General features: G+C 71.0%; 22 protein-coding genes. 8 read left to right on the top strand and 14 right to left on the bottom strand.

What is annotated here, in order from left to right; genetic code table 11:
• Positions 1 to 44: 44 nt before the first annotated feature.
• Positions 45 to 1,034: a pectinesterase family protein gene (locus Afe05nite_RS07275; protein ID WP_203816191.1), complete on the top strand. Its 990-nt coding sequence runs from the start codon at positions 45 to 47 to the stop codon at positions 1,032 to 1,034.
• Positions 1,035 to 1,041: 7 nt separating this feature from the next.
• Here Afe05nite_RS07275 and Afe05nite_RS07270 read toward each other — a convergent pair whose 3' ends face one another.
• Positions 1,042 to 1,413, bottom strand: coding sequence for a hypothetical protein (locus Afe05nite_RS07270; protein WP_203816190.1), 372 nt, complete (start codon positions 1,411 to 1,413; stop codon positions 1,042 to 1,044).
• Positions 1,414 to 1,811: 398 nt separating this feature from the next.
• On the bottom strand, positions 1,812 to 2,732 hold the full coding sequence (locus Afe05nite_RS07265) for a ricin-type beta-trefoil lectin domain protein (RefSeq protein ID WP_203816189.1): 921 nt from the start codon (positions 2,730 to 2,732) through the stop codon (positions 1,812 to 1,814).
• Between the two features lie 183 nt (positions 2,733 to 2,915).
• Between Afe05nite_RS07265 and Afe05nite_RS07260 the strand changes: the two genes are divergently transcribed.
• Positions 2,916 to 4,163, top strand: a complete 1,248-nt coding sequence (locus Afe05nite_RS07260; RefSeq protein ID WP_203816188.1) for a putative acyl-CoA thioester hydrolase — start codon at positions 2,916 to 2,918, stop codon at positions 4,161 to 4,163.
• Here Afe05nite_RS07260 and Afe05nite_RS07255 read toward each other — a convergent pair.
• The 7 genes from Afe05nite_RS07255 to Afe05nite_RS07225 all read right to left on the bottom strand — a co-directional run bounded on the left by Afe05nite_RS07255 (position 4,105) and on the right by Afe05nite_RS07225 (position 10,656).
• Positions 4,105 to 5,178: a VWA domain-containing protein gene (locus Afe05nite_RS07255; protein WP_203816187.1), complete on the bottom strand. Its 1,074-nt coding sequence runs from the start codon at positions 5,176 to 5,178 to the stop codon at positions 4,105 to 4,107. The two genes, Afe05nite_RS07260 and Afe05nite_RS07255, sit on opposite strands and share 59 nt — an antisense overlap.
• Positions 5,178 to 6,155, bottom strand: a complete 978-nt coding sequence (locus Afe05nite_RS07250; RefSeq protein WP_203816186.1) for a VWA domain-containing protein — start codon at positions 6,153 to 6,155, stop codon at positions 5,178 to 5,180. Before Afe05nite_RS07250 ends, Afe05nite_RS07255 begins: the two co-directional genes overlap by 1 nt.
• Complete coding sequence (locus tag Afe05nite_RS07245; protein ID WP_203816185.1) at positions 6,152 to 7,042, bottom strand: DUF58 domain-containing protein; 891 nt, start codon at positions 7,040 to 7,042, stop codon at positions 6,152 to 6,154. Before Afe05nite_RS07245 ends, Afe05nite_RS07250 begins: the two co-directional genes overlap by 4 nt.
• Positions 7,042 to 8,040: an AAA family ATPase gene (locus tag Afe05nite_RS07240; protein WP_203816184.1), complete on the bottom strand. Its 999-nt coding sequence runs from the start codon at positions 8,038 to 8,040 to the stop codon at positions 7,042 to 7,044. The genes Afe05nite_RS07245 and Afe05nite_RS07240 overlap by 1 nt, the downstream gene beginning before the upstream one ends.
• Before the next feature lie 18 nt (positions 8,041 to 8,058).
• Complete coding sequence (locus Afe05nite_RS07235) at positions 8,059 to 8,913, bottom strand: S1C family serine protease (RefSeq protein ID WP_203816183.1); 855 nt, start codon at positions 8,911 to 8,913, stop codon at positions 8,059 to 8,061.
• A gap of 67 nt (positions 8,914 to 8,980) precedes the next feature.
• Complete coding sequence (locus tag Afe05nite_RS07230; protein ID WP_203816182.1) at positions 8,981 to 9,739, bottom strand: ABC transporter permease; 759 nt, start codon at positions 9,737 to 9,739, stop codon at positions 8,981 to 8,983.
• Positions 9,736 to 10,656, bottom strand: coding sequence for an ATP-binding cassette domain-containing protein (locus Afe05nite_RS07225; protein WP_203816181.1), 921 nt, complete (start codon positions 10,654 to 10,656; stop codon positions 9,736 to 9,738). The genes Afe05nite_RS07230 and Afe05nite_RS07225 overlap by 4 nt, the downstream gene beginning before the upstream one ends.
• A gap of 80 nt (positions 10,657 to 10,736) precedes the next feature.
• On the opposite strand from Afe05nite_RS07225, the gene Afe05nite_RS07220 reads away from it, so the two are divergent.
• Positions 10,737 to 11,519 (top strand): TetR/AcrR family transcriptional regulator, encoded by a 783-nt coding sequence (locus tag Afe05nite_RS07220; protein WP_203816180.1) that lies wholly within the window; start codon positions 10,737 to 10,739, stop codon positions 11,517 to 11,519.
• Here the strand turns inward: Afe05nite_RS07220 and Afe05nite_RS07215 are convergent.
• Positions 11,482 to 12,744: a DUF1479 domain-containing protein gene (locus Afe05nite_RS07215; protein ID WP_203816179.1), complete on the bottom strand. Its 1,263-nt coding sequence runs from the start codon at positions 12,742 to 12,744 to the stop codon at positions 11,482 to 11,484. The two genes, Afe05nite_RS07220 and Afe05nite_RS07215, sit on opposite strands and share 38 nt — an antisense overlap.
• An 89-nt stretch (positions 12,745 to 12,833) precedes the next feature.
• On the opposite strand from Afe05nite_RS07215, the gene Afe05nite_RS07210 reads away from it, so the two are divergent.
• The 5 genes from Afe05nite_RS07210 (at position 12,834) to Afe05nite_RS44485 (ending at position 18,475) form a co-directional block, all read left to right on the top strand.
• Entirely contained in the window at positions 12,834 to 13,964 is a 1,131-nt protein-coding gene (locus Afe05nite_RS07210; RefSeq protein WP_239117618.1) for an ROK family transcriptional regulator, read from the top strand.
• Between the two features lie 188 nt (positions 13,965 to 14,152).
• A complete protein-coding gene (locus Afe05nite_RS07205; protein WP_203816178.1) occupies positions 14,153 to 15,901 on the top strand; it encodes a YncE family protein in 1,749 nt (582 codons plus the stop codon).
• A complete protein-coding gene (locus tag Afe05nite_RS07200; protein ID WP_438867725.1) occupies positions 15,898 to 16,314 on the top strand; it encodes a sigma factor-like helix-turn-helix DNA-binding protein in 417 nt (138 codons plus the stop codon). Before Afe05nite_RS07205 ends, Afe05nite_RS07200 begins: the two co-directional genes overlap by 4 nt.
• The gene (locus Afe05nite_RS07195) at positions 16,311 to 16,979 is read left to right on the top strand and encodes an anti-sigma factor family protein (RefSeq protein WP_203816177.1); all 669 of its coding nucleotides are present in this window, start codon (positions 16,311 to 16,313) and stop codon (positions 16,977 to 16,979) included. The genes Afe05nite_RS07200 and Afe05nite_RS07195 overlap by 4 nt, the downstream gene beginning before the upstream one ends.
• Before the next feature lie 122 nt (positions 16,980 to 17,101).
• Complete coding sequence (locus tag Afe05nite_RS44485) at positions 17,102 to 18,475, top strand: DMT family protein (RefSeq protein WP_275407452.1); 1,374 nt, start codon at positions 17,102 to 17,104, stop codon at positions 18,473 to 18,475.
• A 589-nt stretch (positions 18,476 to 19,064) separates the two neighbouring features.
• On the opposite strand, the gene Afe05nite_RS07185 is transcribed toward Afe05nite_RS44485, so the two are convergent.
• The 4 genes from Afe05nite_RS07185 to Afe05nite_RS07170 all read right to left on the bottom strand — a co-directional run bounded on the left by Afe05nite_RS07185 (position 19,065) and on the right by Afe05nite_RS07170 (position 23,469).
• Complete coding sequence (locus Afe05nite_RS07185) at positions 19,065 to 20,294, bottom strand: hypothetical protein (protein ID WP_203816175.1); 1,230 nt, start codon at positions 20,292 to 20,294, stop codon at positions 19,065 to 19,067.
• Positions 20,291 to 20,809, bottom strand: a complete 519-nt coding sequence (locus Afe05nite_RS07180; protein ID WP_203816174.1) for a SigE family RNA polymerase sigma factor — start codon at positions 20,807 to 20,809, stop codon at positions 20,291 to 20,293. The genes Afe05nite_RS07185 and Afe05nite_RS07180 overlap by 4 nt, the downstream gene beginning before the upstream one ends.
• A gap of 115 nt (positions 20,810 to 20,924) precedes the next feature.
• The gene (locus tag Afe05nite_RS07175; protein ID WP_203816173.1) at positions 20,925 to 21,914 is read right to left on the bottom strand and encodes a polysaccharide deacetylase family protein; all 990 of its coding nucleotides are present in this window, start codon (positions 21,912 to 21,914) and stop codon (positions 20,925 to 20,927) included.
• 370 nt (positions 21,915 to 22,284) lie between these two features.
• A complete protein-coding gene (locus Afe05nite_RS07170) occupies positions 22,285 to 23,469 on the bottom strand; it encodes a Tad domain-containing protein (RefSeq protein WP_203816172.1) in 1,185 nt (394 codons plus the stop codon).
• Positions 23,470 to 23,494: the final 25 nt, after the last annotated feature.

The raw sequence follows: 23,494 nt of genomic DNA, 5'->3' as shown, positions 1-23,494 counted from the left end.
GGCTCGCGGCGTCGTGGGAACGCGGGCACGGAGGGGGTCCCTTCATGCGCCGTCCCATGCTCGCAGTGCTCACCGTCGCGGCCGTCGCCCTGGTGGCGACGGCCACGGCCGCCCAGGCCGCCACCACCTACGTGGTGGCCACCGACGGATCGGGCAACTACACCACCATCCAGGCCGCCCTGTCCGCCGCCAAGTCCGGCGACACCATCTCGGTGAAAGCCGGCACCTACCGGGGTCAGGTCTCCATCCCGGCGGCCAAGTCCGGCATCACCATCAAAGGCGCCACCGGCACCTCGTCCGACATCGTGATCACCGGTAACGTGCCGCAGTCCACCGGCGGCGCCACCGGCAGCGCGACCGTGCTCAACCTGGCGGCCAACACCACCATCACCGGGGTGACCATCGCCAACACGTACGGCATCGGCAGTCAAGCCCTTGCCCTGTACGCCGGCGGTGACCGGCAGGTCTACCGCAACGTCCGCCTGCTCGGCCGCCAGGACACCTTCCTGTCCTGGGGCGGCACCGGCAGCAAGCAGGTGCGGCAGTACGTCTACAAGAGCTACATCGAAGGCGACGTCGACTTCATCTACGGCAACGGCGCGGTCGTCATCGACAGCACGACGATCAAGTCACTGGACCGCGGCAGCAGCAACAACGGCTTCGTCACCGCGGCGGCGACCAACGCCACCAACCGCTACGGAATCCTGATCACCCGCTCCACCCTGCAGGGCCCCTCGGCGACCCAGACCGTCGCGCTCGGCCGCTGCTGGCACGCGGGCAACGCCGCCGACGCCATCGGCCAGGTGCTGATCCGCGAGTCGACGCTGGGCGGCCACATCCGCCAAGCCGGTGCGTGGCAGGACATGAGCGGCTTCTCGTGGAAGACCTGCCGCTTCAACGAATACAACAACACCGGCGCCGGGGCGACCCACGGCACCAGCGACCGCCCCCAGATGAGCGCGTCGACGGCGGCCGGCTACACCTCGCAGAAATACCTGGCCGGCGCCGACGGCTGGAACCCCGTACAGCCCTAGACCGGCCTCAGATCTCCAGGGCCTGCTCGATGTTGCGCAGCTGATGCCGGGCCATGGCGAGATTGGCCCGGTCCTTGTACAACGCGAGATAGAGAAACAGCCCGTGCCCTGAGCGCGCGGTGAGCGGCCGGATCAGGTGGTACTGCGAATCGAGCGTCACGAGCACATCCTCGATCGACTCGCGCAGGCCGAGCATCTCCATGGTCCGCAGCTTGGCCCGGATCACGTCGGTGTTGGCGGCCGCGGCGGTGGTGAGGTCGAAATCCTTGCCACCGCCGACCGTGCCCAGCGCCATCCCGCTCGTGTGGTCGACGAGGGCGACCCCGATGGCGCCACTGATCTGCATAGCGTCCTTGAGTGCCACGTCCATCTCTGCCATTCGGGTCCCTCCCGCGGGTTCAGCTGTCCCCCGACAGTGCCTCACGTTCGGCCCGCGGCGCCGCACACGATGTCCGATGTGGTCCGTCGACCTCGTGGTCCCTCGGTCACGGTCAGCCGACGATTTGACGACGAGCCGGCCGGAGCGTGTCCGGAATGCCGGAAGGGCGACCTTCTGCAGCAGGCCGGCCCAGTCGCGCGGACACCGGGGCTCCGATCGCTTCCGCGGGCGCCGGCTGAAAGCATGTCCACCACAACTTCAATGAAGTTGTGCGCGGCTCAGCTCAGCAAGGCGATAAAACTCCCAAGGACCATGCTCAGCTCCCGCATTTCGGGCACGCCTCCCACGAAGTGAACTTGATCATGAAGGCGGGCAGCTGGAACGGGGTGCGGGCGGGACTAGGGGAGGGACCAGGTCTGGTTGGCGGCGCCGGTGCAGCTGGCGACCTTCGTGGTTCCGCCGAGCGAGCCCGGGTCGGTCAGGCACTGGCCGGTTGCGGGGTTGACAAGGGTTTTCGACGCACCGGTGCGCCACTGGGCGCTGGTTTCGCCGGCGCAGTCGTCGATGCGTACGGTGCCGTCGTTGGTGGCTTCGGCGCATTTGCCGCTTACCCGCAGGGTGCCGTCGGCGGCCAGGGTGAAGTGCTGGTAGTCGATGTTGGCGCAACTGTTGACCGTGACAGGACTGCCGTCGATCGCGAACAGGCCGCCCATGGCCAGGCATCGGCCGCTCGCGGCGGTCACCGAGCCGGTGCGGTCGGTGGCCGGCGGAGTGGGCGTGACCGAGGCGGGGGTGGACGGCGGGGTGCTGACCGGAGCGGACGTGGCCACCGAGGCTGATGTCGAAGCGCTGGGCGAGGTCGATGCGGAAGGGCTCGGCGACGACGAGACCGGGGTGGACGGCCGGGCCGAGGTCGGAGCGGCGGCGCCTGGTTGGCCGTGCGGCATCTGGGGGAGTGCGGTGCTCGGCTGGGTGGTGGTCGGCTTCGGCGCGAAGATCAGGAAGCCGGCCACGGTGAGCGCCGCCGCCAGACCGCCGACCAGGGCCAGCATGCGCCACGCCAGGATGCGGCGGGTGCTGGGGCGCCGGCGGGGTGGTGGGCCGGCCGGGACGGTGTCGAGTACGGCGGTGTCGTCCACGATCGCCGGTTGGATCACGGTGGGCGCGTCGGCCGGGTCGCGGGGCGCCGGTGTGGTCTTGACGTACGGGCGGACCAGGGCGGTTTCGCCCCGCTCGGCGTCGCCGTCGGCGGTGGAGCCGAAGGCGGGCTCGGGTGCCGAGTCGGGGGACTCGCTCGGGGTGGACGGGGGTGTGGTCATGTCGGGGCCTGAATTCCGTCGAACGATCTCGGGGCGGATCGGTAAGCGAACATACGGGAAATCGGCCTCGAACGGATCAAAGGGGGTGCCTGGATGCATCGGCGTTCGGGGCAACGCATCGACATAATTCGATTGTATGATTTGTCGAAACCCCTGAGGTAAGCGCATTCCTGAGGAGACTCGATGATGCAGGCGATGACGGCGGCGGTGGCGGCGATGGCTTTTGCGATCTCGGGACAGACGGCGCCGGGCACCACGACTCGGCCGGTCCTGTCCAAGGCCGAGGCCGAGCCGTTCACTCCGGAGACCTACTTGCGTTACTCCGGCCTCTACAGTGCACCGGTCGCCGACCCGTGGCGGCCCAAACCGATAGCCACCGGCCGCCCTGACTACCTGGTCGGCGGCCACGGCTTCGCGAGCGTGCAGCAGGCGGTCAACGCGGCGTTCAGGGACGGTGGTGCCGCCCGTCGCTGGATCGGGGTGCTGCCCGGCACGTACACCGGCACGGTTTTCATCCCGGCCGGCACGCCGCCGCTCACGATCTTCGGCCTGGGCCGCCCGGCCGAGGTTCGCCTCGAATTCACCATCGATGCGACGGTCACGCCCGCCGTCTGGGCCGAGCAGGTCAACGCGGCCGGCCGCTATGCCGAGGGCGACCCGGCCTGGCCGATGTTCCGGTCGTGCGCCACCAAGACCAGCGCCACCGCCGGCCTGTGTGCCACCGTCGTCTGGGCGCAGAGCACCGACCTGCAGCTCAAGGGCCTGACCATCACCAACACCCTGCTCGACACCGTCGATCGGGGCACCCACCAGGCGCTCGCGCTGCGCACCGACGCCGACCGCACCCAGTTGGAGAACATGCGGCTGATCTCCCGGCAGGACACGTTCCTGGCCAATGCCGACGACGTCACCCGCATCGCCCGGGTGTCGGTGCGGGACACCTACCTCGAGGGCGACACCGACTTCGTCTTCGGGCGGGCCGCCGCGGTCTTCACCGGCACCCACTTCCACCTGGTGTCTTCGCGCAAAGCCGGTGGCGGCGTCATCTTCGCGCCGAACACCGCACCCAACTATCCGTACGGTTTCCTCGTCACCCATTCCCGGATCACCGCCGACGCGGCCTACCAGACGGCCCCGACCGGATATCTGGGCCGGGCCTGGGACCAGGGTGCGAGCGCGACCGGTTACCTGCCCGGCAGCACCCCGAACGGGCAGTTGGTGATCCGGGACAGCCTGATCGGTGCCGGCTTCAACACGGTCACCCCGTGGGCCTCGGCGGCCACGACGGCTCGCCCGTTCACCGCCCGCATCGACGAGGGCCGCGACCTGAACGACGTCGACCACAACCGCCTGTGGGAACACGCCAACCGGCTCACCGCCGCACCGGCGCCCGCGGCTGGGACCACCACATCGCCAGGAACACGCCGGTGAACGTCAGCAGCACGCCGGCCAGCACGAACCAGACCGTGATCTCGACCTCCTGCTCGTGCAGGCCGATCTCCTTGGGCAGGTCACCGAGCACGTCGGCGAGCTGGTCGGAGTCCTCGGCCCGGAAATAGCGGCCGCCGGTGGTGTCCGCGACCTCCCGCAGCGCGTCCTCGTCGATCTCCTGGTTGCGCCCGGCGCCGCGCCCGCCGAACCCGCCGCCGGGGAAGCCGCCCCGGCCGCCGAACGAATCGCCGCTCACCTGGCTGGGCGAGCACACCATCTGAGCCGGCTCGGTGGTGCCGAAGCCGATCGTGAAGACCCGGATGCGCCGGGCCGCCGCCTGCGCGGCCGCGGTGACCGGGTCGACGCCCGTGGTGTTGGAGCCGTCGGTGAGCACCACGATGGTGTCGGGCTGGAAGTCGCCGAGCGGGCCGGGCGCCACGTCACCGAGGTCGACACCGGTGGCCGCCACATCGGGGTTGTGCTCGGCGATCGCGTCGATGGAGGTGAGGATGGCCTGCCCGATCGCGGTGCCGCGGGCCGTCTTCAGGGTGCCGATCGCGTCGAGCAGCGAGTCCTTGTCGGTGGTCGGGGCGACCAGCAGACCGGCGATGCCGGAGAAGGCGACCAACCCGATCCGGGTGCCGTCGTTCTGCTCCTTGATGAACTTCTGCGCGGCCTCGGTGGCCACGGTCAGCCGGTTGGGGTCGACGTCGGTGCTGCACATCGAGCCGGACACGTCGATCGCCAGCAGGATCGACGTGTTGTTGGACGGCACCGCGATCGACGCCTGCGGCCGGGCCAGCGCGCCCGCCATCGCGATGAGCCCGGCCAGGAACAGCCAGACCGGCACCCGCCGCCGCCACGCGCTGCGGCCGGGAATCGCGGCCTTGATCAGGGCGACGCTGGAGACGGTGACCGCGGAGCGTTTCCGCCGCCGGTTCATCCACCAGCGCACCGCCAGGATCAACGGCACGGTGCCGAGCGCGAGCAGCGCCCACGGCCAGCTGAGCGACATCAGACGATCCTCCCGTGCCAGCGGGTGCCGAGCAGCGCGCCGAGCGCGAGCAGCAGCAGGGCGGCGCCGGCGAACGGCGCGGTCAACTCGAGCGGTTCCTTCTTGCTGGTCAGGCGCAGGTCGATGGACTTGGTGGTGTCGGCGAGCGTGGCCGCGTCGCCGGCCTGCTGATAGGAACCGCCGGTGACCTGGGCGATCCCGCTCAGCGACGCCTCGTCGAGGGTGGTGGCGAGTTGGTAGCCGTCGACCTCGACAGTGCCGCCCTTGACCGTGCCCACCCCGACGGTCTGGATGTGCACGCCGGCGGCCGCCGCCAGCTCGGCCGCGGCCGTGGTGGTGTCGGCTCCGCCGGTGTCCTGCCCGTCGGAGAAGACCACGATGGTCGCCGACGGCCAGTAACCGAGGTCGGGAGCGGGCGCGCCGTCGGCCGGCAGCGTCACCGGTTTGCCGGTGATCGTGCCGAGGGCGACCAGGATGGCCTGGCCGATCGAGGTGCCGCCGCTCGCCGCCGCCCGGTTGATCGCGGCGACCGCGGCCGGGTGGTCGTCGGTCGGCGCCTGGGTGAGCAGCGCCTGTTCGCCGAAGACGACCACGCCCACGTCGACGGAGTCGGGTTGCTGTTCGACGAACTCGGCCGCCGCCTTCTGCGCGGCGGCGAGCCGGGACGGCTGCACGTCGGCGGCCTTCATGCTGTTGGAGATGTCGAACGCGAGCAGCACGGTGCCGGACACGTGCGGCACGGCCACCTCGGCCTGCGGCCTCGCCAGTCCGACAAGCAGGATCGGCAGGGCGGCGAGCAGCAACGCGTACGGCAGATGGCGCCGGACGGCGGCTCTGCGCCCGCTGCCGGTGATGGCGCCGAAACCCGCGGCGGTCAGGGCGGCGGTGCGGCGGCGCTGCAGGATGACGTACGCGGTGATGGCCGCCCCGCTGACCAGCACAGCGACCGCGAGCACGAGCGGGTGGAGGAACGTCACCGGCGCACCCTTCCGGAACGGCGGACCAGGTCGACCAGGGCCGACAGGAGGTCCTGGTCGGTGGTGACGCGGTGGGCGTCGACGCCGGCCCTGCGCATGCCCTCGGTCAGCTCCCGCTCGCGGGCGTCGACCTGGGCGGAGAGCCGACCACGCAGCAGCGGATCGCTGGTGTCGACGAGCAACTGCTCCCCGGTCTCGGCGTCCTCGACCAGGATGACGCCGAGGTCGGGCAGGTCGAGCTCGGCCGGGTCGACGACCCGGATCACGACCACCTCGTGCCGGTGGGTCAGCCGGGCGAGCGGCCGGCCCCAGCCGGGGTCGCCGATGAAGTCGGACATGACGAAGATCAGGCTGCGACGCTTGGCGGTCGTGGTCGCCGCCAGACTGAGCATCTTCGACAAATCGGTTGTTCTGCCCCTGGTCTTCCGGCCGGACGCGCGGAGCAGCTCGTGGGTGATCCGCAGGATCTGGTCGCGGCCGGCGCGCGGCGGGATCACCAGGTGACTGTCGTTGTCGAAAAGGATCGCGCCGACCCGGTTGCCGCCCTGCGACACCACCCGCCCCAGGGCGACGGCCAGCTCGGTCGCGGTCGACTCCTTGCCCGCCTCCCGGCCGAACCGCATCGAGGCCGATCGGTCGATGACCAGCCAGGCCGTCATCTCACGATCCTCGGTGTAGAGGCGCACGTGCGGCTCGTCGGCCCGTGCCGTCACGTTCCAGTCGATGTGCCGGACGTCGTCCTCGGGGGTGTAGAGCCGCAGGTCGGTGAAGTCGAGGCCGGTGCCGTGCCACACCGTGCGATAGGCGCCCTGCAACCGCCCGTCGAGCCGGCGGCCAAGCCGCCACTCCAGGCGCCGCAGCAGGCGCTCCGGTGCGGGGGTGACCATCAGCGGCCCCGGCCGGCCGGCTCCGGGACGGCCAGGTTGGCCAAGATCTTCTGCAGGATCACGTCGGGTGTGACCTCGTCGGACAGCGCCTCGTAGGACAGCACCAGACGGTGCCGCAGCACGTCGACGGCCAGGTCGGTGAGGTCTTCGGGCACGACGTATTCGCGGCCCCGGACGAAGGCCAGCGCGCGGGCGGCCAGGACCAGGCTGATCGACGAGCGCGGGCTGGCCCCGAACGTCACGTAACGACTTAGGTCACCGAGGCCGATCCGGGCCGGATCCCGGCTGGCATGGGCGAGCTGAACGGCGAACTCGATGAGCGACGGATCGACGTACACCTGATCGGTCTGCTGCTGGAGCCGCACCAAGGTCTCCGGGTCGATGATGCGCTGGATCGCCGCGGCGGGCTGCAGAGCCCGCTCGACCACGACGAATTCCTCGGTGGCGCTCGGGTAGCCGACCACCACCTTCATCATGAAGCGGTCGACCTGCGCCTCGGGCAGCGGATAGACGCCCTCGTTCTCGATCGGGTTCTGGGTGGCCATCACGAGGAACGGGTCGGGCAGTTTGTGGGTCTCGCGGCCGATCGTGACCTGCCGTTCCTGCATGGTCTCGAGCAGGGCGCTCTGCACCTTGGCGGGGGCCCGGTTGATCTCGTCGGCCAGCAGCAGGTTGGTGAAGACCGGGCCCAGCTGCACCTGGAACTCGCCGGTCGGCTGGTGGTAGACGCGGGTGCCGACGATGTCGGCCGGCACCAGGTCGGGGGTGAACTGCACGCGGTGGAAGTCGCCCCCGATCGCGGTGGCGAGCGATTTCACGGCGAGTGTCTTGGCCAGGCCGGGCACGCCCTCGACGAGGATGTGGCCGCGGGCGAGCACCGCCACGATGAGCCGTTCCAGGAGCATGTCCTGGCCCACGATGGTCTTCTTGACCTCGTAGAGCACCTTTTCGATCGGGCCGGCGGACGCGGCCGGGACCGCGGCGTCGCTCCAGTTCATGCGGTTGTCCCCTGCTCTCTACAGTGGTGGCGTCCGGCCGTTGCCCTCGCCGGTCGCGCCGAGCGCGGCGCCGATCGGGACGGCGAATCCGATGCCGATGAAGGTGCCCGCCTCGGTCGGGTTGGCCAGCGCCACCACGATGCCGGAGACCTGGCCGCGGTCGTTGACGAGCGGGCCGCCGGAGCTGCCCGGGTTGACCGCCGCGTCGAACTGGACGAGCCCCGAGATGGTGCCGCCCCGCTCCCGGGCCATGGTGCGGTCGAGGCCGGAGACGACGCCGTCGCTGGTGCTGAAGTTGAGTCCGAGCGGGTTGCCGATGGCCACGACCTCGTCACCGACCCGCAGGCCGCCGCCGAGCGTGGCCGGGACCAGGGTCTCGGGCAGTTGGGCGGGGGCCAGGGTGGCGATGTCCTGTGCGTCGTTCTTGCTGGCGACCTCGGCCGCCGAGGTGGTGCCGTCGGCATAGGTGATCTTGATGGCGACGGCCCCGTCGATCACGTGGGCGGCGGTGAGGACGGTGCCGTTGGCGTTGGCGATGACGCCGGTGCCGGTGGCCGACTCGGTCATGCTGTTGCCGCCGGCCTTGCCGGTCGAGGTGATCCGGACGACGGACGGCAGCACTGTCTGATAGACCTCGGCGACGGTGAGCGGGGCATCCGACGACACCGACGGCCTCGGCTGAGCGGGCGCCGCGGTGGTCTCCCGGTCGCCCCGGAAGAGCACCAACGCGGTGATCGCCACCGCCCACACCGCGAGCAACCCGATCAGCAGCCTGCGCCGGGCGGCCGGGCCGGGCATGGTCCAGCGGCGCCGCGGCGGCTCCGGCGGGGGCGCCGGCGGACCGTCGCCCCGCACCGTGATCACAGGCTGCATCCATCGACTGTAGGAGCGAATTCTCAAAGTTGGTTGAGAGTCACCGACGAATTCCTGACCCGCCAGATCAGGTCAAACGCCGATAACGGCGCACCGCGAGCGGTACGAACACCGCCAGCGTCACGGCCGGCCACCCGACCGCCGGCCACAGTTCACCGCCCGGCCCGGGATTGCCGAACAACTCGCGGGTCGCCGACGCGGTGGCGGACAGCGGATTCCACGTGGCGATCGTGCCGAGCCAGCCCGGCATGGTGTCCGGCGCGGTGAAGACGCTGGACAGGAAGGCGAGCGGCCACACCAGGATCTGCACCGCCATCAGCATCTCCGGTTTGCCGGCCACGAGCGCGAGCCAGATGCCGACCCACAGCAGGGCGTAGCGCAGCAGGAGCAGCAGGCCCACCGCCAGCAGGGCGTTGACCGCACCCTCGTGCCAGCGCCAGCCGACCGCCAGGCCGCAGGCGATCAGCACGGTCAGGCTCACCACGGCGTTGAGCATGTCGGCGACGGTGCGGCCGGTGAGCACGGCGGCGGCCGAGATCGGCATGGTCCGGAACCGGTCGGTGACACCCCGCCCGGCGTCGGTGCTGACCGCCTGGAACGTGGACTCGAGGCCGAACGCCATGGTCAACACGAACATGCCGGGCAGCAGGAACTCGCGGTAGCCGCCGCCGCCCGGCACCGACATGGCGCCACCGAACAGGTAGGCGAACATCAACAGCACCATCACCGGGAAGAGCAGACCCAACCCGAGCTGGGCCGGTTGGTTGCGCCACTGCAACAGCGTGCGGCGGGTGAGGGTCCAGCTGTCCATGACGTACGCGGTCATCGGCCTTTTCCCGTCAGTTGCAGGAACGCCTCGTCGAGCGTCGGACGGCGTAGCGAGATGTCCTCGACGTCGGTCAGTTCGCGGGCGGCCGAGGTCAGGGCGGCCACCCGGTCGGCGATCGCCACGCTCACCCGCCGCTGGTCGGGATCGATCCGCGGTTCGCCGGTGCCGATCCGGGCCAGCAGCTCGGCCGCCTTCGCCACCTGCTCGGCGGCGCGGACCACGACGTCGAGGTGGTCGGCGCCCTTGAGCTCGTCGGGGGTGCCGGCGGCGATCACCCGGCCGTGGTCGAGCACCGTGAGACCATCGGCGAGTTGGTCGGCCTCCTCCAGGTATTGCGTGGTCAGCAGCACCGTCGTGCCGTCGGCGACGAGGGCGCGGATCTCCCGCCACACCTCGTTGCGGCCGCGCGGGTCGAGGCCGATGGTCGGCTCGTCGAGGAACAGCACGGCCGGGCCGATGAGCAGACCGGCCGCCAGGTCGAGGCGCCGGCGCATGCCACCGGAATATGTCGAGGCGGGCTTGTCGGCGGCCGTGGCCAGGTCGAACCGGTCGAGCAGCGCGGCCGCCCGGCGCCGGGCGGCCGGCCCCCCGAGGTGGTGCAGACGGCCGAACATCTCCAGGTTCTGCCGGCCGCTGAGCTCCTCGTCGACGGCGGCCCGCTGGCCGACCAGGCCGATCCGGGCGCGCACCCGGTCGGCCTCGCGGACGACGTCGTGCCCGGCCACCCGAGCGGTGCCGGCGTCGGGTCGCAGCAGGGTGCTGAGGATTCGCACGGCGGTGGTCTTGCCGGCGCCGTTGGGCCCGAGCAGCCCGTGCACAGTGCCGGCGGGGACCGACAGGTCGACGTGGTCGAGGGCTGTCGTGTCCCGGAAACGCCTGGTCAATCCGGTTGCTTCGATTGCGGGTCCGCGCATCGTGCTCCTATCACCTTACAGCGTACGGAGTTGGTGGCGCCGCCAGTATAACCACACTCCGTACGCCGTAAGGTGTTCGTGTGACTACCGACTTCACCGGTGGCGGCGACCCGCGCCGCAGCATCGAGCTGCTCTGGGGCCTCGAGCCCGGCCGTCGTCCCGGCCCGAAGCCCCGGTTCACCGTCGCCGAGATCGCCGCGGCGGCCATCGCCCTGGCCGACGCCGACGGGCTGCCCGCACTGTCCATGCGCAAGGTCGCCGACCGGGTCGGGGTCAGCGCGATGTCGCTCTACACGTACGTGCCCGGCAAGGGTGAGCTGATCGACCTGATGCTCGACACCGTGCTCGGTGAGGTGCCGTTGACCTTCGACGGCGTCACCGGATGGCGCGGCCGGGTGGAGCGGGTGGCCCGGGAGAACTGGAATCTCTACCTACGCCACCCCTGGCTGTTGCAGGTCGCGACGAGCCGGCCGCCGCTCGGCCCGCATCTGATCGCCAAATACGACCACGAGCTGCGCGCCATCGACGGCATCGGGCTGACCGACCTCGAGATGGACCTGGTCGTCCAGCTGGTCGGCGACTATGTGCACGGCGCCGCGCGTACCGCCGTCTCGGCCACCCTGGTGGCCCAGCGCACCGGCCTCACCGACGAGCAGTGGTGGGAGCAGGCCGGACCGGTGCTGGAGCGGGTGCTCGACCCGGCCGCCACGCCGACCGCGACCCGGGTCGGAGCCGCCGCCGGCGAGGAGTACAACGCCGCGGGCGATCCGGCCCGAGCCTTCGAATTCGGCCTGTCGTGCCTGCTCGACGGGGTGGCGGCACGGATCAGTCGAGGCCGAGACCCCGGCGGCCGATCGGATTGAGGTCGCTCGTCCGGAACCGGTTGGGCCATTCGCGCTCGTAATGCTCGGCCGGGAAGTCGGACGGGCTCTCACCCTTGGCGAAGGCGTCGCGCACCGACGACGCATATTGCTCGTTGCGCGGGCACCACGGCGCGGCCGGGATGTACATCACGTTGCCCCAGCCCTTCTGGGCCTCGACCGGCGCGACGCTGTGGATCATGTCGCAGTGCCACCAGACCGAGTCGCCGGCCCGCACGTCGGGAATGCCGGAGAGCGCCTCCAGCAGCGGGGAATGCCATTTGTGCCCGGCCGGGAAGACCTGGTTGACGGTGACCCCGCACATGTCGTCGTCGGGGACGTCGGGCAGCAGCGGCCGCAGCATCAGGTAGGCCATCGCTTCCGGGATCGGCACCGTGTGCAGCACGCCCTGGTCATGGTCCATGTCGGAGAGCGCGGTCCAGCCCTGGAACGTGCGGAACGCCGAGCACATCGTGGTGCCCGGATATTGCGGGCCGGACGTGCGGTGGGCGGCGTCCCACGGGTCGTACGCCTCGACGTCGCCGTCGAACAGGTGCCGGAACGCCCGCTGATAGGCCCGGGTCATCCACAGGTCGAGCGTGCCGGGATCGAGGTGGGTGCCGAGCCCGGCGGAGTCGGCGCCCGCGGGCCGCCGCCGGATCCGGTCGGGATAGAGCGAGTCGCGATCAGGATCGAACCACCGCGTGCCGTGCGATTCGAACTTCCACTGCCGGTTGAGAAATGCCTGCACGGTGGCCATCCGGTCGCTCTGCCGTGCCTGCATCTGTGCGGGCGACCAGTAGATCGGGTAGATCTCCGGCTTCGACCCGACACTGCCGAAGAAGTCGTCGCCGGGGCCGCGGTAGTTCTCGAAGAAGTGATTGCTCTCCACGTAGTCGACGATGTCGGCATCCCATTGCCGGGCCTGCTCGCGCTCGAAGTGACCGCGCACCACGAGGCAGCCCCGTTTGCGCAGCTTGGCCAGCTCCCCGGCGGGGACGCGGCCGGCCGCGAGGTCGGCGTAGTCGAGCTCCGGCCAGATGCTCTCACCGGCCCGCCGCGCGGCGGTGATCTCGTCGACGGCGGCCTGCACCCGGCGCTCGACGACGGCGAACACCTGCTCGACGGTGCGACCGGAGGCGGCGATGCGGTCCCGCAGGGCGGCCTTGATCTGGCGGGTGGCGCCCAGGAGGTCGTCGGGGGTCGCTTCCCAGTGCGGCAGGGCCACGGCTACTCCTTCTAGTCAGCTCTCCTTACTTGAAACTGACAGTAGGTCCCACCCGCTTTCCAGGCAAGAGCCCTTACTAGAATTGGCATGTGGCCAAGCCCGCGCTGGACCTTCTCCGCTCCCGGACCGACGAGCACGTGCTCCATGCCCTGATGCGGCACCGTCGCCTGACCCGGGCCGAGCTGGCCGCCGAGGTCGGCATCTCGAAACCCACGGCCGGTGAGAGCGTCCGCCGGCTCACCGAGCGCGGCCTGCTGGCCGACACCGGCGAACGCACCCCGGGCGGCCGGGGCCGGGGGCGCGTCGGCTCGTACTATTCGCTGGCCCCGTCCGTCGGCACCGCCCTGGCGGTGAGCATCGCGCCCGAGGGCGTGGTGGCCGAGGTGGTCGACGCCTACGGCGACACCGTCCGCCGAGCCGAGCGCCCGGTGCGCCCGGACCAGGTCGCGTCCACGCTGCGCGACGTCGTCACCGAAGCGGCCGGGCCGACCGAAGCAGCTCGGCCGGCCGAAGTAGCCGGGCCGGTCGGGCCGGCGGGGCGGGGTGGGCGACCGCGGCTGGCGGTGGTGAGTGCGGCTGATCCGGTCGATCGGGGCACTGGGCGGCTCGTCCACCTGCCCGACTCGCCCTTCCTGGTCGGGGATCTCGACCCGATGGCGATCGTCGGCGCGTACGTCGGCGGGCCGGTGGTGGTCGACAACGATGTCAACTGGGCGGCGCGCGCGGAGCGGGAGAACGCGGGCGACGAGTTCGCCTACCTGTTCCTCGGGCGCGGGCTCGGTTGCGCGATCGTCGGCGCCGGCGAGGTGCGGCGGGGCAGCGCCGGGCTGGCCGGGGAGATCGCCCACCTGCTCACGGTCGGGCCGGACCGGCGTGCCGTCCCGTTCGTCGAGGTCTTCGCTCAGCTCGGGCTGCGTCAGGAGGGCTCCACCGCGATCGACGTCGAGCGCCTGCTCGCCGCGGACGAGTCCACCCGGCAGGTGATCGGCCGGGCGGTCGCCGGGGTCGTCGCGGCGGCGGTCACCCTCGCCGACCCGGGCTTGATCGTTCTCGGTGGCGCGTGGGGTCCCGCCTTGCTGGAGAACATTCGCGCCGCCGTGGCCGACCTGCCCCGACCGGCCCCGGTGCGTCCGGCCACGGCGTTCGCTCAGCCGGCGCTTTCCGGCGCTCGCGCCGATGCTGTCGAACGCCTACGCGCGACCGTCGTCGCCGGGGCTTAGCGGGATCAGCGACCGGCCGACACCCGGCCGGCGGCGGCTTACCGCCACGCTTCGATTGATGCCGGTCTTGCGCGGCGGGTTACGCTGATCCTCAATGTCACTGCATGATGATCGCGGGGACACGGTGAGTGATGACAGTTCTTAGTTATCTGAGCCATGGACTATCCAACCCACGGGCTACCTGAGCCATGACCGATATCAGCCTGCCGACACATGTGCTCACCGAGATCGACAGCCCGATCCGGGAGACCCGGCTGACCGGTGTGGACGAGTTGGGCCGCCTCGCCGGCGGTCACGATCTCGGCCTGGCGGCGGCCGCGCGGGCCGCCCTCGAACGCCTCACCCAGGACGACAGCCGGGCCGTTTCGGTGGCCGCGGCCACGGTTCTCGAACGCACCGCGATCCGGGTGCGGCCCGATCGGGTCGACTTCGGACAGCTGGCGCCCGGCACCCCGCGGGTGGTGGCCGACGTGCTGGTAGACGGGCCGCCGCTGGCCCTCGCGAGTGCCACCGTCACCGTCTCCGGAGCGGGCTTGCGTGCCATGCTCGCCGGCCGCCAGCTGCGTGTCCTGTGGCAGCCTCGCACCGAGTGGCTGGACGGTTCGGTGACGGTGCGCGGGCCGGCCGGGTGGGCCGAGGTGCGGGTCACCGGCCAGGTCGCGGTGACGGTGCGCGGGCCGGTCGACCGGGCCGCTGTCGAGGCGCAGCTGCGCGCCGTCAACGCCACCGCCAACCCGGCCGCCTACGGCCCGTCGCGGGTGACGGTGCTGCCGCCGGCGGCGCCGAGACGCCGCTTCGGTGGGGCGGTGCTGATCGCCGGGTTGACCGCGCTCGTCGTGCTGGGTGGGGTAGGTGTCGCGTGGGCGCTGGTCGGGCCGGATGCCGACAGCAGCCGCACCGCGGTGATCGGCCCGCTGCCCACCGCCTCGGCCCCGGCCGAAACTGCCGGGCCGCCGGAAAGCGCCGGGCCGGCCGAGAACGCGGGTCCGGCGCCCGGTGCGACGATCACGAAAGAGGCGCTGGCGCGGCGGGTCACGAGCCTCGACAAGCCGTCGTGGGTGGCCACGGTCAAGGCCGGCGCCGAGCCCGAAGGGGTGGCCGTCGCCCCCGACGGCGGCACCGTCTACGTGGCCGACCAGGGGGCCAAGGTGGTGTCCATCGTCGACACCGCCACCCGCAAGGTGAGCGAAGTGACGCTGCGGAACACCCCACGGTTCGTGTCGGTGTCGCGCGACGGGGCCAAGGTGTTCGTCTCGATGTACGACACGGCGCTGAGCGGCAGCGGCGTGGCCGTGATCGACGCCGCCACCCGCGAGGTCCGCTACCTGACGAGCGGCCTCATGCCGTACGCGTTGTCGGTCGGCCCGGACGGCCGGGTCTGGGTCCCGATCCACAGCGAGGGCCGGCTCGAGGTCTACGCCGCCGGCGACCAGAAGGAGCTCGGCAGCGTCACGGTGCCGCGCAACCCGCACGCGATCGGCTTCTCCGGTGACCTGATGCGGGCGTTCACCGCCAACCACGAGTCCAACGCGGTCGCGGTGATCGACCTGCGATCCGACAAGTTCATCGGGTCCATCCCGGTGAGCAGGGCGCCGCACAGCATCGCGGTCTCGCCGGACGGCCGCCGGGTGCTGGTCGCCGGGTACGAGGCCGACGCGGTCAACCTGATCGACGCGGTCACGCTGAAGCGCACCGGGCCGTTCCCGGTCGGCAAGGCGCCGCAGAGCGTGGCGTTCTCCGCCGACGGCAAACACGGCTACACGGTCAACGAGGGGGACAACACGATCTCGGTGCTGGATTCGGGCAGCGGCAAGGTCACGGCGACGGTCAAGGTCGGCAGGAGCCCGCGAACGATCGGGATGTCACCCGACGGCCGGTTCGCCTATGTGTCGAACGGCGACGACGGCACGATCTCGGTGCTGCGGGTGGGGGAGTGAGCCGGCGGGACGGTGCCGCCGACGAGGCGTTGGTCCGGCGGATCTACGCGGAGCACGGGGCGGCGCTGCTGGCGTACGCCTGCCGGCTGACCGGCGATCGCGCCCGCGGCGAGGAAGTGGTGCGTGAGGTGCTGCTGCGGGCCCGGCTGCACCCGGAGATCCTCGGTGGCCTGGTCCGGGCGAGCCTGTTCGCGACGGTCCGCGAGATCGCCGGCGGCCCGGCGACCGGTTCACTGCAGCTGCTCGGAGCGGTCGAGACGCTGCCGCCCGAGCATCGTGAGGTGCTGCACGTCCTCTACTTCCAGGGCCGTGACGTCGCCGAGGCGTCCGCGTCGCTGGGCGTGCCCGCCGGTGCCGTCAAGGAACGCAGCTATCAGGCACTCCGGCGCCTGCGGGAGGCGGTGGCCGGGTGAGCGAGCACGAGACGGCGCTGCTGGGAGCGTACGTCCTCGGCGTCCTTGATCTTTCCGAGCAGGACTCGGTGCGAGCTCATCTCGACGGATGCGCGCCGTGCCGGCGCGAGGTCGATGACCTCCGCGAGATGGAGCAGGCGCTGGGCGAGCTTCCGCCGGAGGCGTTCCTGGACGGACCTCCGCCGGGCGGCGATCTTCTGCTCCGCCGGACGATTGATGAGGTACGAGGTGAGCACCGTCGCGAGACGAGGCGGAAGCGGACTCTCCTGGCCGCCGCGGCCGCCCTCGTATTGATCGCGGCTCTCGGCGGTGGCTTGTTGCTCGGCCGCCGCACCGCCGGTGACCCGTCGCCGGTCGCGGACACCGCACCGGCCCGGGTCGGCAGTGCGAGCGTCGCCGCGACCGGAGTGCGCATGACCGCCGAGGTCGCCCCGGCGGCCGGCTGGGTGCGGGTGCGCGTGACGATCTCCGGAGTGCCGGCGGGGGAGGAATGCCGCCTGGTGGTCCTCGCCCGGGACGGCTCACGCGAGCAGGCCGGCAGCTGGCTGGCCCCGGAGTTCGGAACCACCACGGTGGACGGTGCGGCCGTGCTGGCGCCGGCTGACGTGGCCGCCGTGCTGGCGGAGACCTACGCAGGTCAGATACTTGTGACAACCCCTGTTTAGACCCTCGCCTTATCGATGACCGCCACATACCATCGGTGTGTGACGGGTCAATATACGCAGCGTCATATCAGCTCGGGGAAGCTGAGCCGAGTGGACCACTGTGGGTGGTTCCGGTGACCACCATGGGCTGGATCGCTCTGGCCCTCACCATCCTCGGGGCGTTCGCGTTCGCCGCCGCCTCGATCCTCCAGGCGGTCGGCGCTCAGCGCAGCACCGGCATGGCCAAGACGCTCCGCCACCCGCTCTACCTTCTCGGCACCTTCCTCGACATCCTGGCCTGGGGCTGCTCGATGGTCGCCCTCAGTGAACTGGCCGTCTACCTGGTCGAGTCGGTGCTGGCCGGATCTCTCGCGGTCACGGTGGTAGCCGCCCGCGTGATCCTCAAGTCCCGACTGCGTGGCATCGACATCGTGGCCGTCACCGTCTCGGTGATCGCGCTGACCGTGCTGGCCATGTCGGCCGGCCCGCAGGAGACCGTGGCGACCTCCGGCATGCTGCGGCTGGCGTTCTGCGGTGCCGCGGTCACGATCGCGCTGCTCGGCTGGGCCGCCACGAAGTTCGCCCCACCCGGAGTGGTGGCCGGCTTCGCCGGTCTCTGCCTCGGCGGCGCCGCCCTCGTCGGCCGCGCCCTGACCTTCCCCGCGGGTGCCTTCGACAGCTGGGGCTCGGGCCTGCTCACCGTCGTCACGTCCCCGCTGATCGGCGCCCTGCTCGTCTTCGGCGTCACCGGCATGGTTCTTTATGCCGACGCGTTGCAGCGCGGCTCGGTCGGCCCGGTCACCGCCGTACTGTGGATCGCCGAGGTGATCGCCCCCTCCGCCGTCGCCGTCTCCTTCCTCGGCGACACCGTGCGCCCCGGCTGGGAGATGGCCTCGATGGGCGCCGGCCTGATCGTGGTCGTCATGGCCGTCGTCCTGGCCACCGCCCCCGCCACCGCCTCGACCGTGCTGGCAGCCGAAGGCAAGCCCGCCCTCGACCCCGCCCCCACCCGCCACGCCCTCCCGGCCGCCCCCACTCCCGCCGCCAAACCCGCAGCCCCAGCCGGCGCCGCAGCCCCAGCCGGCGCCGCAGCCCCAGCCGGCGCCGCAGCCCCAGCCGGCGCCGCAGCCCCAGCCCCAGTCGGCGCCGCAGTTCCGGCCGGCGCCGCGGCCCTGGCCCCGTCCTTCGCCGCCTCCGCCGGACCACACCCCGCCGGATCGCACCCCGCCCGACCCCACGCCGCCCGACCGCACTCCGAGCGGATCATCTGGTGGGGCCAGCCGCCCATCTGGGTGCCGCCCGAACGCGTGCGCCCGGCCCTGACCGGCCACACCGCCCCCGCACTGTCCTGGGCGCCCCCCGACCACCAGCCGGTCTGGGTCCAGCCCCAACCGTCCGACGCCGACTCGACCGACCTCCCCCGCCCCGCCGCCCCCGATTTCCCGGCTTTCCCCGACACCCCACTCCACCCCGAACCAGCCCGCCGCCGCCCCTGGCACGACCTCCCAGCCGCCTGACACTCGTTCGTCCGCCCGTCCGCCCGTCCGCCCGTCCGCCCGTCCGTCCGCCCGTCCGGCGGCTCTCGGTCCGGCGGCTCTCGGTCCGGCGGCTCTCCGGCCGGCGGGTCGAGGCGTTGCGGCTTGCAGGTCGACCTCACGCGTCCAGTGGGTCGGGCCTTTCTCGACCCGTGGACCGTGCTTATGCGTCTTGCGGGTCGAGCCGTCACGTCCTGCGGGCCGGCCTCATGCACATCGCGGTCGAGCTGTTCTGTTCTGCGGTGTGAGCCATCCCGCCTTGCAGGCCAGGCTCATGTGCGTCCTGCGGACCGGGTCCTTACGACCGGCGGGCTGGGCTCACGCGTCCTGCGGGCTGAGCCCTCACGGCTTGCGGGCTGGGCTCACGCGTTCTGCGTGCTGGGCTCACGCGTCCTGCGGGCTGGGCCCTTCCGGCCGGCGGGATTGGGCTCATGCGTCTCGCAGGCCGAGCCTTCTGTTCTGCGGACGGCTGCAGCGTCACCCCTGACCCGCCCAACGACCGGGAACAGCCGGCCGGTGGGTGGGCGGGTGGCGGGACGCGGCGGTGGGTCGGTGGGTCGGTGGGTCGGTCCTAGGTGGAGCACTGCCAGGTCAGGGGGCCTGCGGATTTGTTGCCGGCCGTGTCGCCCCGGCCTACGACCAAGCCGGTGTCGGAGACGGCGGTGGCGATCGGGGTGAGGCCCTTGGCGACCGGCAGCTTGAGGGGGCCGTCGGCCAGCAGTACGTAGGGGCCGGCCACGACCCAGCCGGCGGAGTTGACTGCTATGCCGGGGCCGACGCCGTCCTGGGCCGGTGGTGGGTCGGCGCCGGCGGGTGTGGGCAGGTGGATGAGTTGGCCGGTGCGGGTGTTCCACAGTGCTGGTTCCATCGCCGGCCACAGTCCGCCGGTCACCCAGTCGCCTCGGGTCTTGTAGGCGGCGTTGGTCTGGCCGGCCTCGTTCTTCAGTTTGTGGCCGCGGCCCTGCTGGTCCCAGACGTAGCCGGCGTCGGCGGAGCCGTTCTTGTAGATGCTGCCGATCACGGTGCCGTCGTCGTTCAGATCGTGGGCGTTGCCGCCCTTGGGCAGCGGCAATTTCTTGGCTTTGGTCGACCCGTTCGCCCAGATGATCGCGAAGCTGTCCGTGCCGCCGCTGTTGCCGCGGGGCTCGACGTTCAGCACGACGTCGCCGCTCGCGTTGATCTCCGGCTGGGGGTAGGCGTGCCAGTTGCCGGCCGGCAGGGCGAGCATCTGGTAGGCGCCGTCGGCCCAGCGGAAGGGGTGGTCCTCGTTGTCGATCTCGATCATGCCGACCACCTGGCCGGCCGCGTTGACGTCGGTGAGCTGGACCGATTTGCCGGGGATGGCCAGCACCTCGGCTTTGCCGCCGGTCCACAGGATCGGCTGGTAACCCCCGTGGGCGTACGCGTGGCCGAGGATGTAGGTGCCGGTCGGATCGACCGCGGTGACCTCGATGTCCTGGAGGCCGTTCGGCACCGGCAGTTCGGCCACCCGGCAGGTGATCGCGGCGACCGGCGTGTCGCGGCCGGGAACCGCATGGGTCGGCGTCAGGTCCGGGGTCAGTTCGGTCGAGGCGGACGCTGACGGGGCCACGTCCAGTGTCGCGTTGTCGAACGCGCCGGCCAGCACCGTGGGCGCGCCCATCAGCACCCCGACGGCCAGCACCGCACCGGCCGCGGCCCGGCCGGCCTTGCGCCGGACCTCGCGTCGACGGCCGGCGTCGAGCAGTTCGTCCATCTCGACCCGGGACGGGGGGACCTCGAGGTCCTCGAGCCGGTCCCGCAGTTCTCGCTCCTCGTTCACGCCCGTCCCGTTCCCCTCGCAACTCGAAGCGGACCCGCCTCGAGAACGCCTCGCAGCGAGGCCAGCCCGCGCGATGACTGACTCTTCACATTTCCGGTCGAGCAGCCGAGCGCGTCGGCCGTCTCCTCCACCGACAGGTCCACGAAATAGCGCAGCACCAGCACGGCCCGCTGCCCCTTCGGCAGCGCCCGCATCGCGGTGACCAGGGCATCCCGCTCCTCGACGGCGTGCGGCGCGGGGGCGGCGCGGTCCGGCACGAAGTTGCCGAGCAACACCCTCGACCAGCGGCGGCGCTTCTCGTCGAGGTAGCGGCGCACCAGCATCCGATGCACGTACGCGTCGATGCTGTCGGCGGCGCTCGCCTTCTTCCAGTCCACGTACAGGGAGGTGAGGGTGGCCTGGACGATGTCGTCCGCCTGATGCTGGTCGGAGCAGAGGATGTACGCGAGGCGGTGCAACCTGGGCAACCTGCCGCTCACGTACTCCACGTACTCCCGCTCGGTGTCCGGCCGCATGCCGCTCCTCCCCCGTGGACCTGTCCGCTGATTTGTCGTAGCCGGGCCCGAAAAAGGTTGCAACAAAGAACCGCCGGCACGCGAGCGCGTGCCGGCGGTTGAGGGTCGACGCTGGTCAGGCGGTCGAGCAGGACACTGTGGGCCAGTTCCAGTTGCCGTTGTGCTGGATCGTCACGCCCCAGTTGTTGCCGCTGCCGTTCGGCTTGGCGGTGAGCACCTGCGAGCTCGGGTAACTGGCGGTGATGTTCCAGGTGGAGAGGACCTTCGCGGGGGAGGGGAGGGTCATCGTCACGGTCCAGTTGTTGGAGCCGGAGACCGCGACGTTGAGGTTGTAGCGGTCGCTCCAGGAGGAGCCGGCCGACAGGGTGGCGGTGCAGTTGCCGTTGCTCGGCGGCGGCGTGGTCGAGCCGCCTCCGCCTCCGTTGCCGTTGCCGTCCGGGGCGACCGCCCGGCCGGTGCTCGGCGAGATCATGCCGGCGCAGAGGTTCTTGTTGGCCAGGGTCTGCGCGATGCGCGGGATGGCGGCGAGGGTGTTCGCCGGCCAGTCGTGCATCAGGATGATCTGGCCGTTGGTGAGCCGGCCGTTGGCCGCCACGATCGCGTCGACGCTCGCGTTGTTCCAGTCCTGCGAGTCGACGTCCCAGATGATCTCTTTGAGGCCGTACTTCGCCTCGACCGACTGGAGAGTCCCGTTGGTCTCGCCGTAGGGCGGCCGGAACAGCTTGGGCGTTCCGCCGCCGGCATTGGCGATGGCCGATTGGGTACGCGATATCTCCGAGTCGATCTGGGACTGGCTCTGCTGGGTCAGGTGCGGGTGGGTGTAGCTGTGGTTGCCCACCCACATGCCCGCGTTGACCTGGGCCGCGACGTTCGACGGATACTGCGCGGCGTACTGGCCCTCGTTGAACATCGTCGCCCGCAGGCCGTTCTGCTTGAGCGCGTTGAGCAGTGCCGGGGTCTGCCCGGACGGCCCGTCGTCGAAGGTGAGCCCGACGTAGCCGTTGCAGGTGGCGGCGTTGGCGGTGCCGGTCACGGCGAGGCCGGCGATGGCTCCGGCCGCGGTCAGCGCGGAGGCCACCAGGGTGGTGATCAGTTTGCGTCGCATCCCGATCACCCGGCCGCACACGAGACGGACGGCGACGTGCGGGTGTCGGTGAGCTGGACGGTCAGGGGGACGGATTTTTCGGTCATGCGCGCTTCCTCCGTGGGAACGGGCAGCGTGATACGCCCCGGTGGTCGTCCGGGGACGTAGTGCGCGTTTGGACACCAGGAGGGCCTCGGGGCTGACCCTCATCGAGCTGAGTCGATGGCGACAGTATTGAACCGGGGGCGACGAAGTGTCAACAAGTTGCGGAAACTCAGCGGTAACCGCGATTACCTGAAACGGCTGTGAGCACCGGAAACTAGGCTCCGGTGCTCACCGCGTACGCAAATCGGGTCGGACTTTGGATTTTGAATTCCGAAAGTTACGGACTTCAGCCGGTGCGCGCAATGACCGTCGCGCCGAAGTTCTGGCCGGTGCCGAAGCCGGTCGGGCGGGTGGCCGGGGTGAGGAGCTTGGTGAAGTAGCCGGTGATGCAGGCCGACGTGATGCACAGGACGTCGTTGATGCCCTGGGCCAGGCCGCCGCTGAGGATGCTGGTCAAGCCTTTGACCAGCCCGCCGAGCAGGGTGTAATAGCCGGTCGGGACGAACGGCGCGAACCCCACGATGTGGTACTGCGGGGCGACCGACAGGATCGGAGAGACCGACGGGATCAGCTTGTCGTAGATCGGCACCAGGATCGGCCGGCCCGCCGCGGCGTAGCCCTGCAGCAGGGGAATGCAGGTCAGGCTGGTGAAACTGAGCAGCGAGGCGCGCGGCAGGTCGTCGACCGCCAGGTTCATCATGCAGTTGCTGTCCGGCGCGCTCAGGTCCTGGTACATGAGCCAGCCGTAACCGCGTGGCACGGTTGTGTTGAGCGGTGTCGTGCAGCTGGGCGCGACCGAGCCGAGCAGGACGGTCGAGCCCGACTTGACGATCGCGCTGTCGGCGCCGGGGGTCGGGGGGTTGAGCCCGATCGTGGTGTAGAGGCCGAGGCCGGACAGCAATGAGCCGATCGGGCTGTAGAAATTGGTGTTGTTGCCGGTCATCCGCTTCCAGTCGCACAGCGAGATGCCGAGCGCGAACACCTTGGTCACCACCGGCGGCCCCCAGTTGACCCGCGCGCACGTGCCCACCTGCTTGCCCTTGTAGTTGATGCCGCTGAGGGCGCCGGCGAAGGTGGGCGGAAGAAGCGTGCCGCCGGTCGAGGTGAGTGTGCTGGTGCGGACCTCGACGTAGTTGCCGATCGACTGACCGGCCGGTGGGGTGAACATCGGCGGGCAGGTGATCGCCGTGTTCCAGGTGGCCGGGCAGCCGGTGTTGTTGATGCAGATCTGGGTGCCGGCCTTCTGGTCGCCGCCCGCATTGCGCCCGGCGAAGGTGGTGGCGAGGGTGGTCTGCGCCGCGCTCGTGCAGAGGTCGCCACGGATGCAGCTCAGCGCGACCGCCATCGAGGCCGCGTCGGCGCCGCTCTGCAGTTGCTCACGCTCCACATAGAGCTGGCCGACGTCGATGACCACCGCGCCGAGGCCCATCACCACCCCGCCGGCCAGCAGGGCCGCCAGCACGGAGGTCACGGCGCCCTGGTCGGAGTCTTTCCGC

The organism is Paractinoplanes ferrugineus (assembly GCF_016862195.1).
In the GTDB taxonomy this organism is placed as follows: Bacteria; Actinomycetota; Actinomycetes; order Mycobacteriales; family Micromonosporaceae; genus Actinoplanes; species Actinoplanes ferrugineus.
The sequence above is the reverse complement of the archived record's forward strand: the minus strand, read 5'-3'. Positions and strand labels throughout refer to the sequence as shown.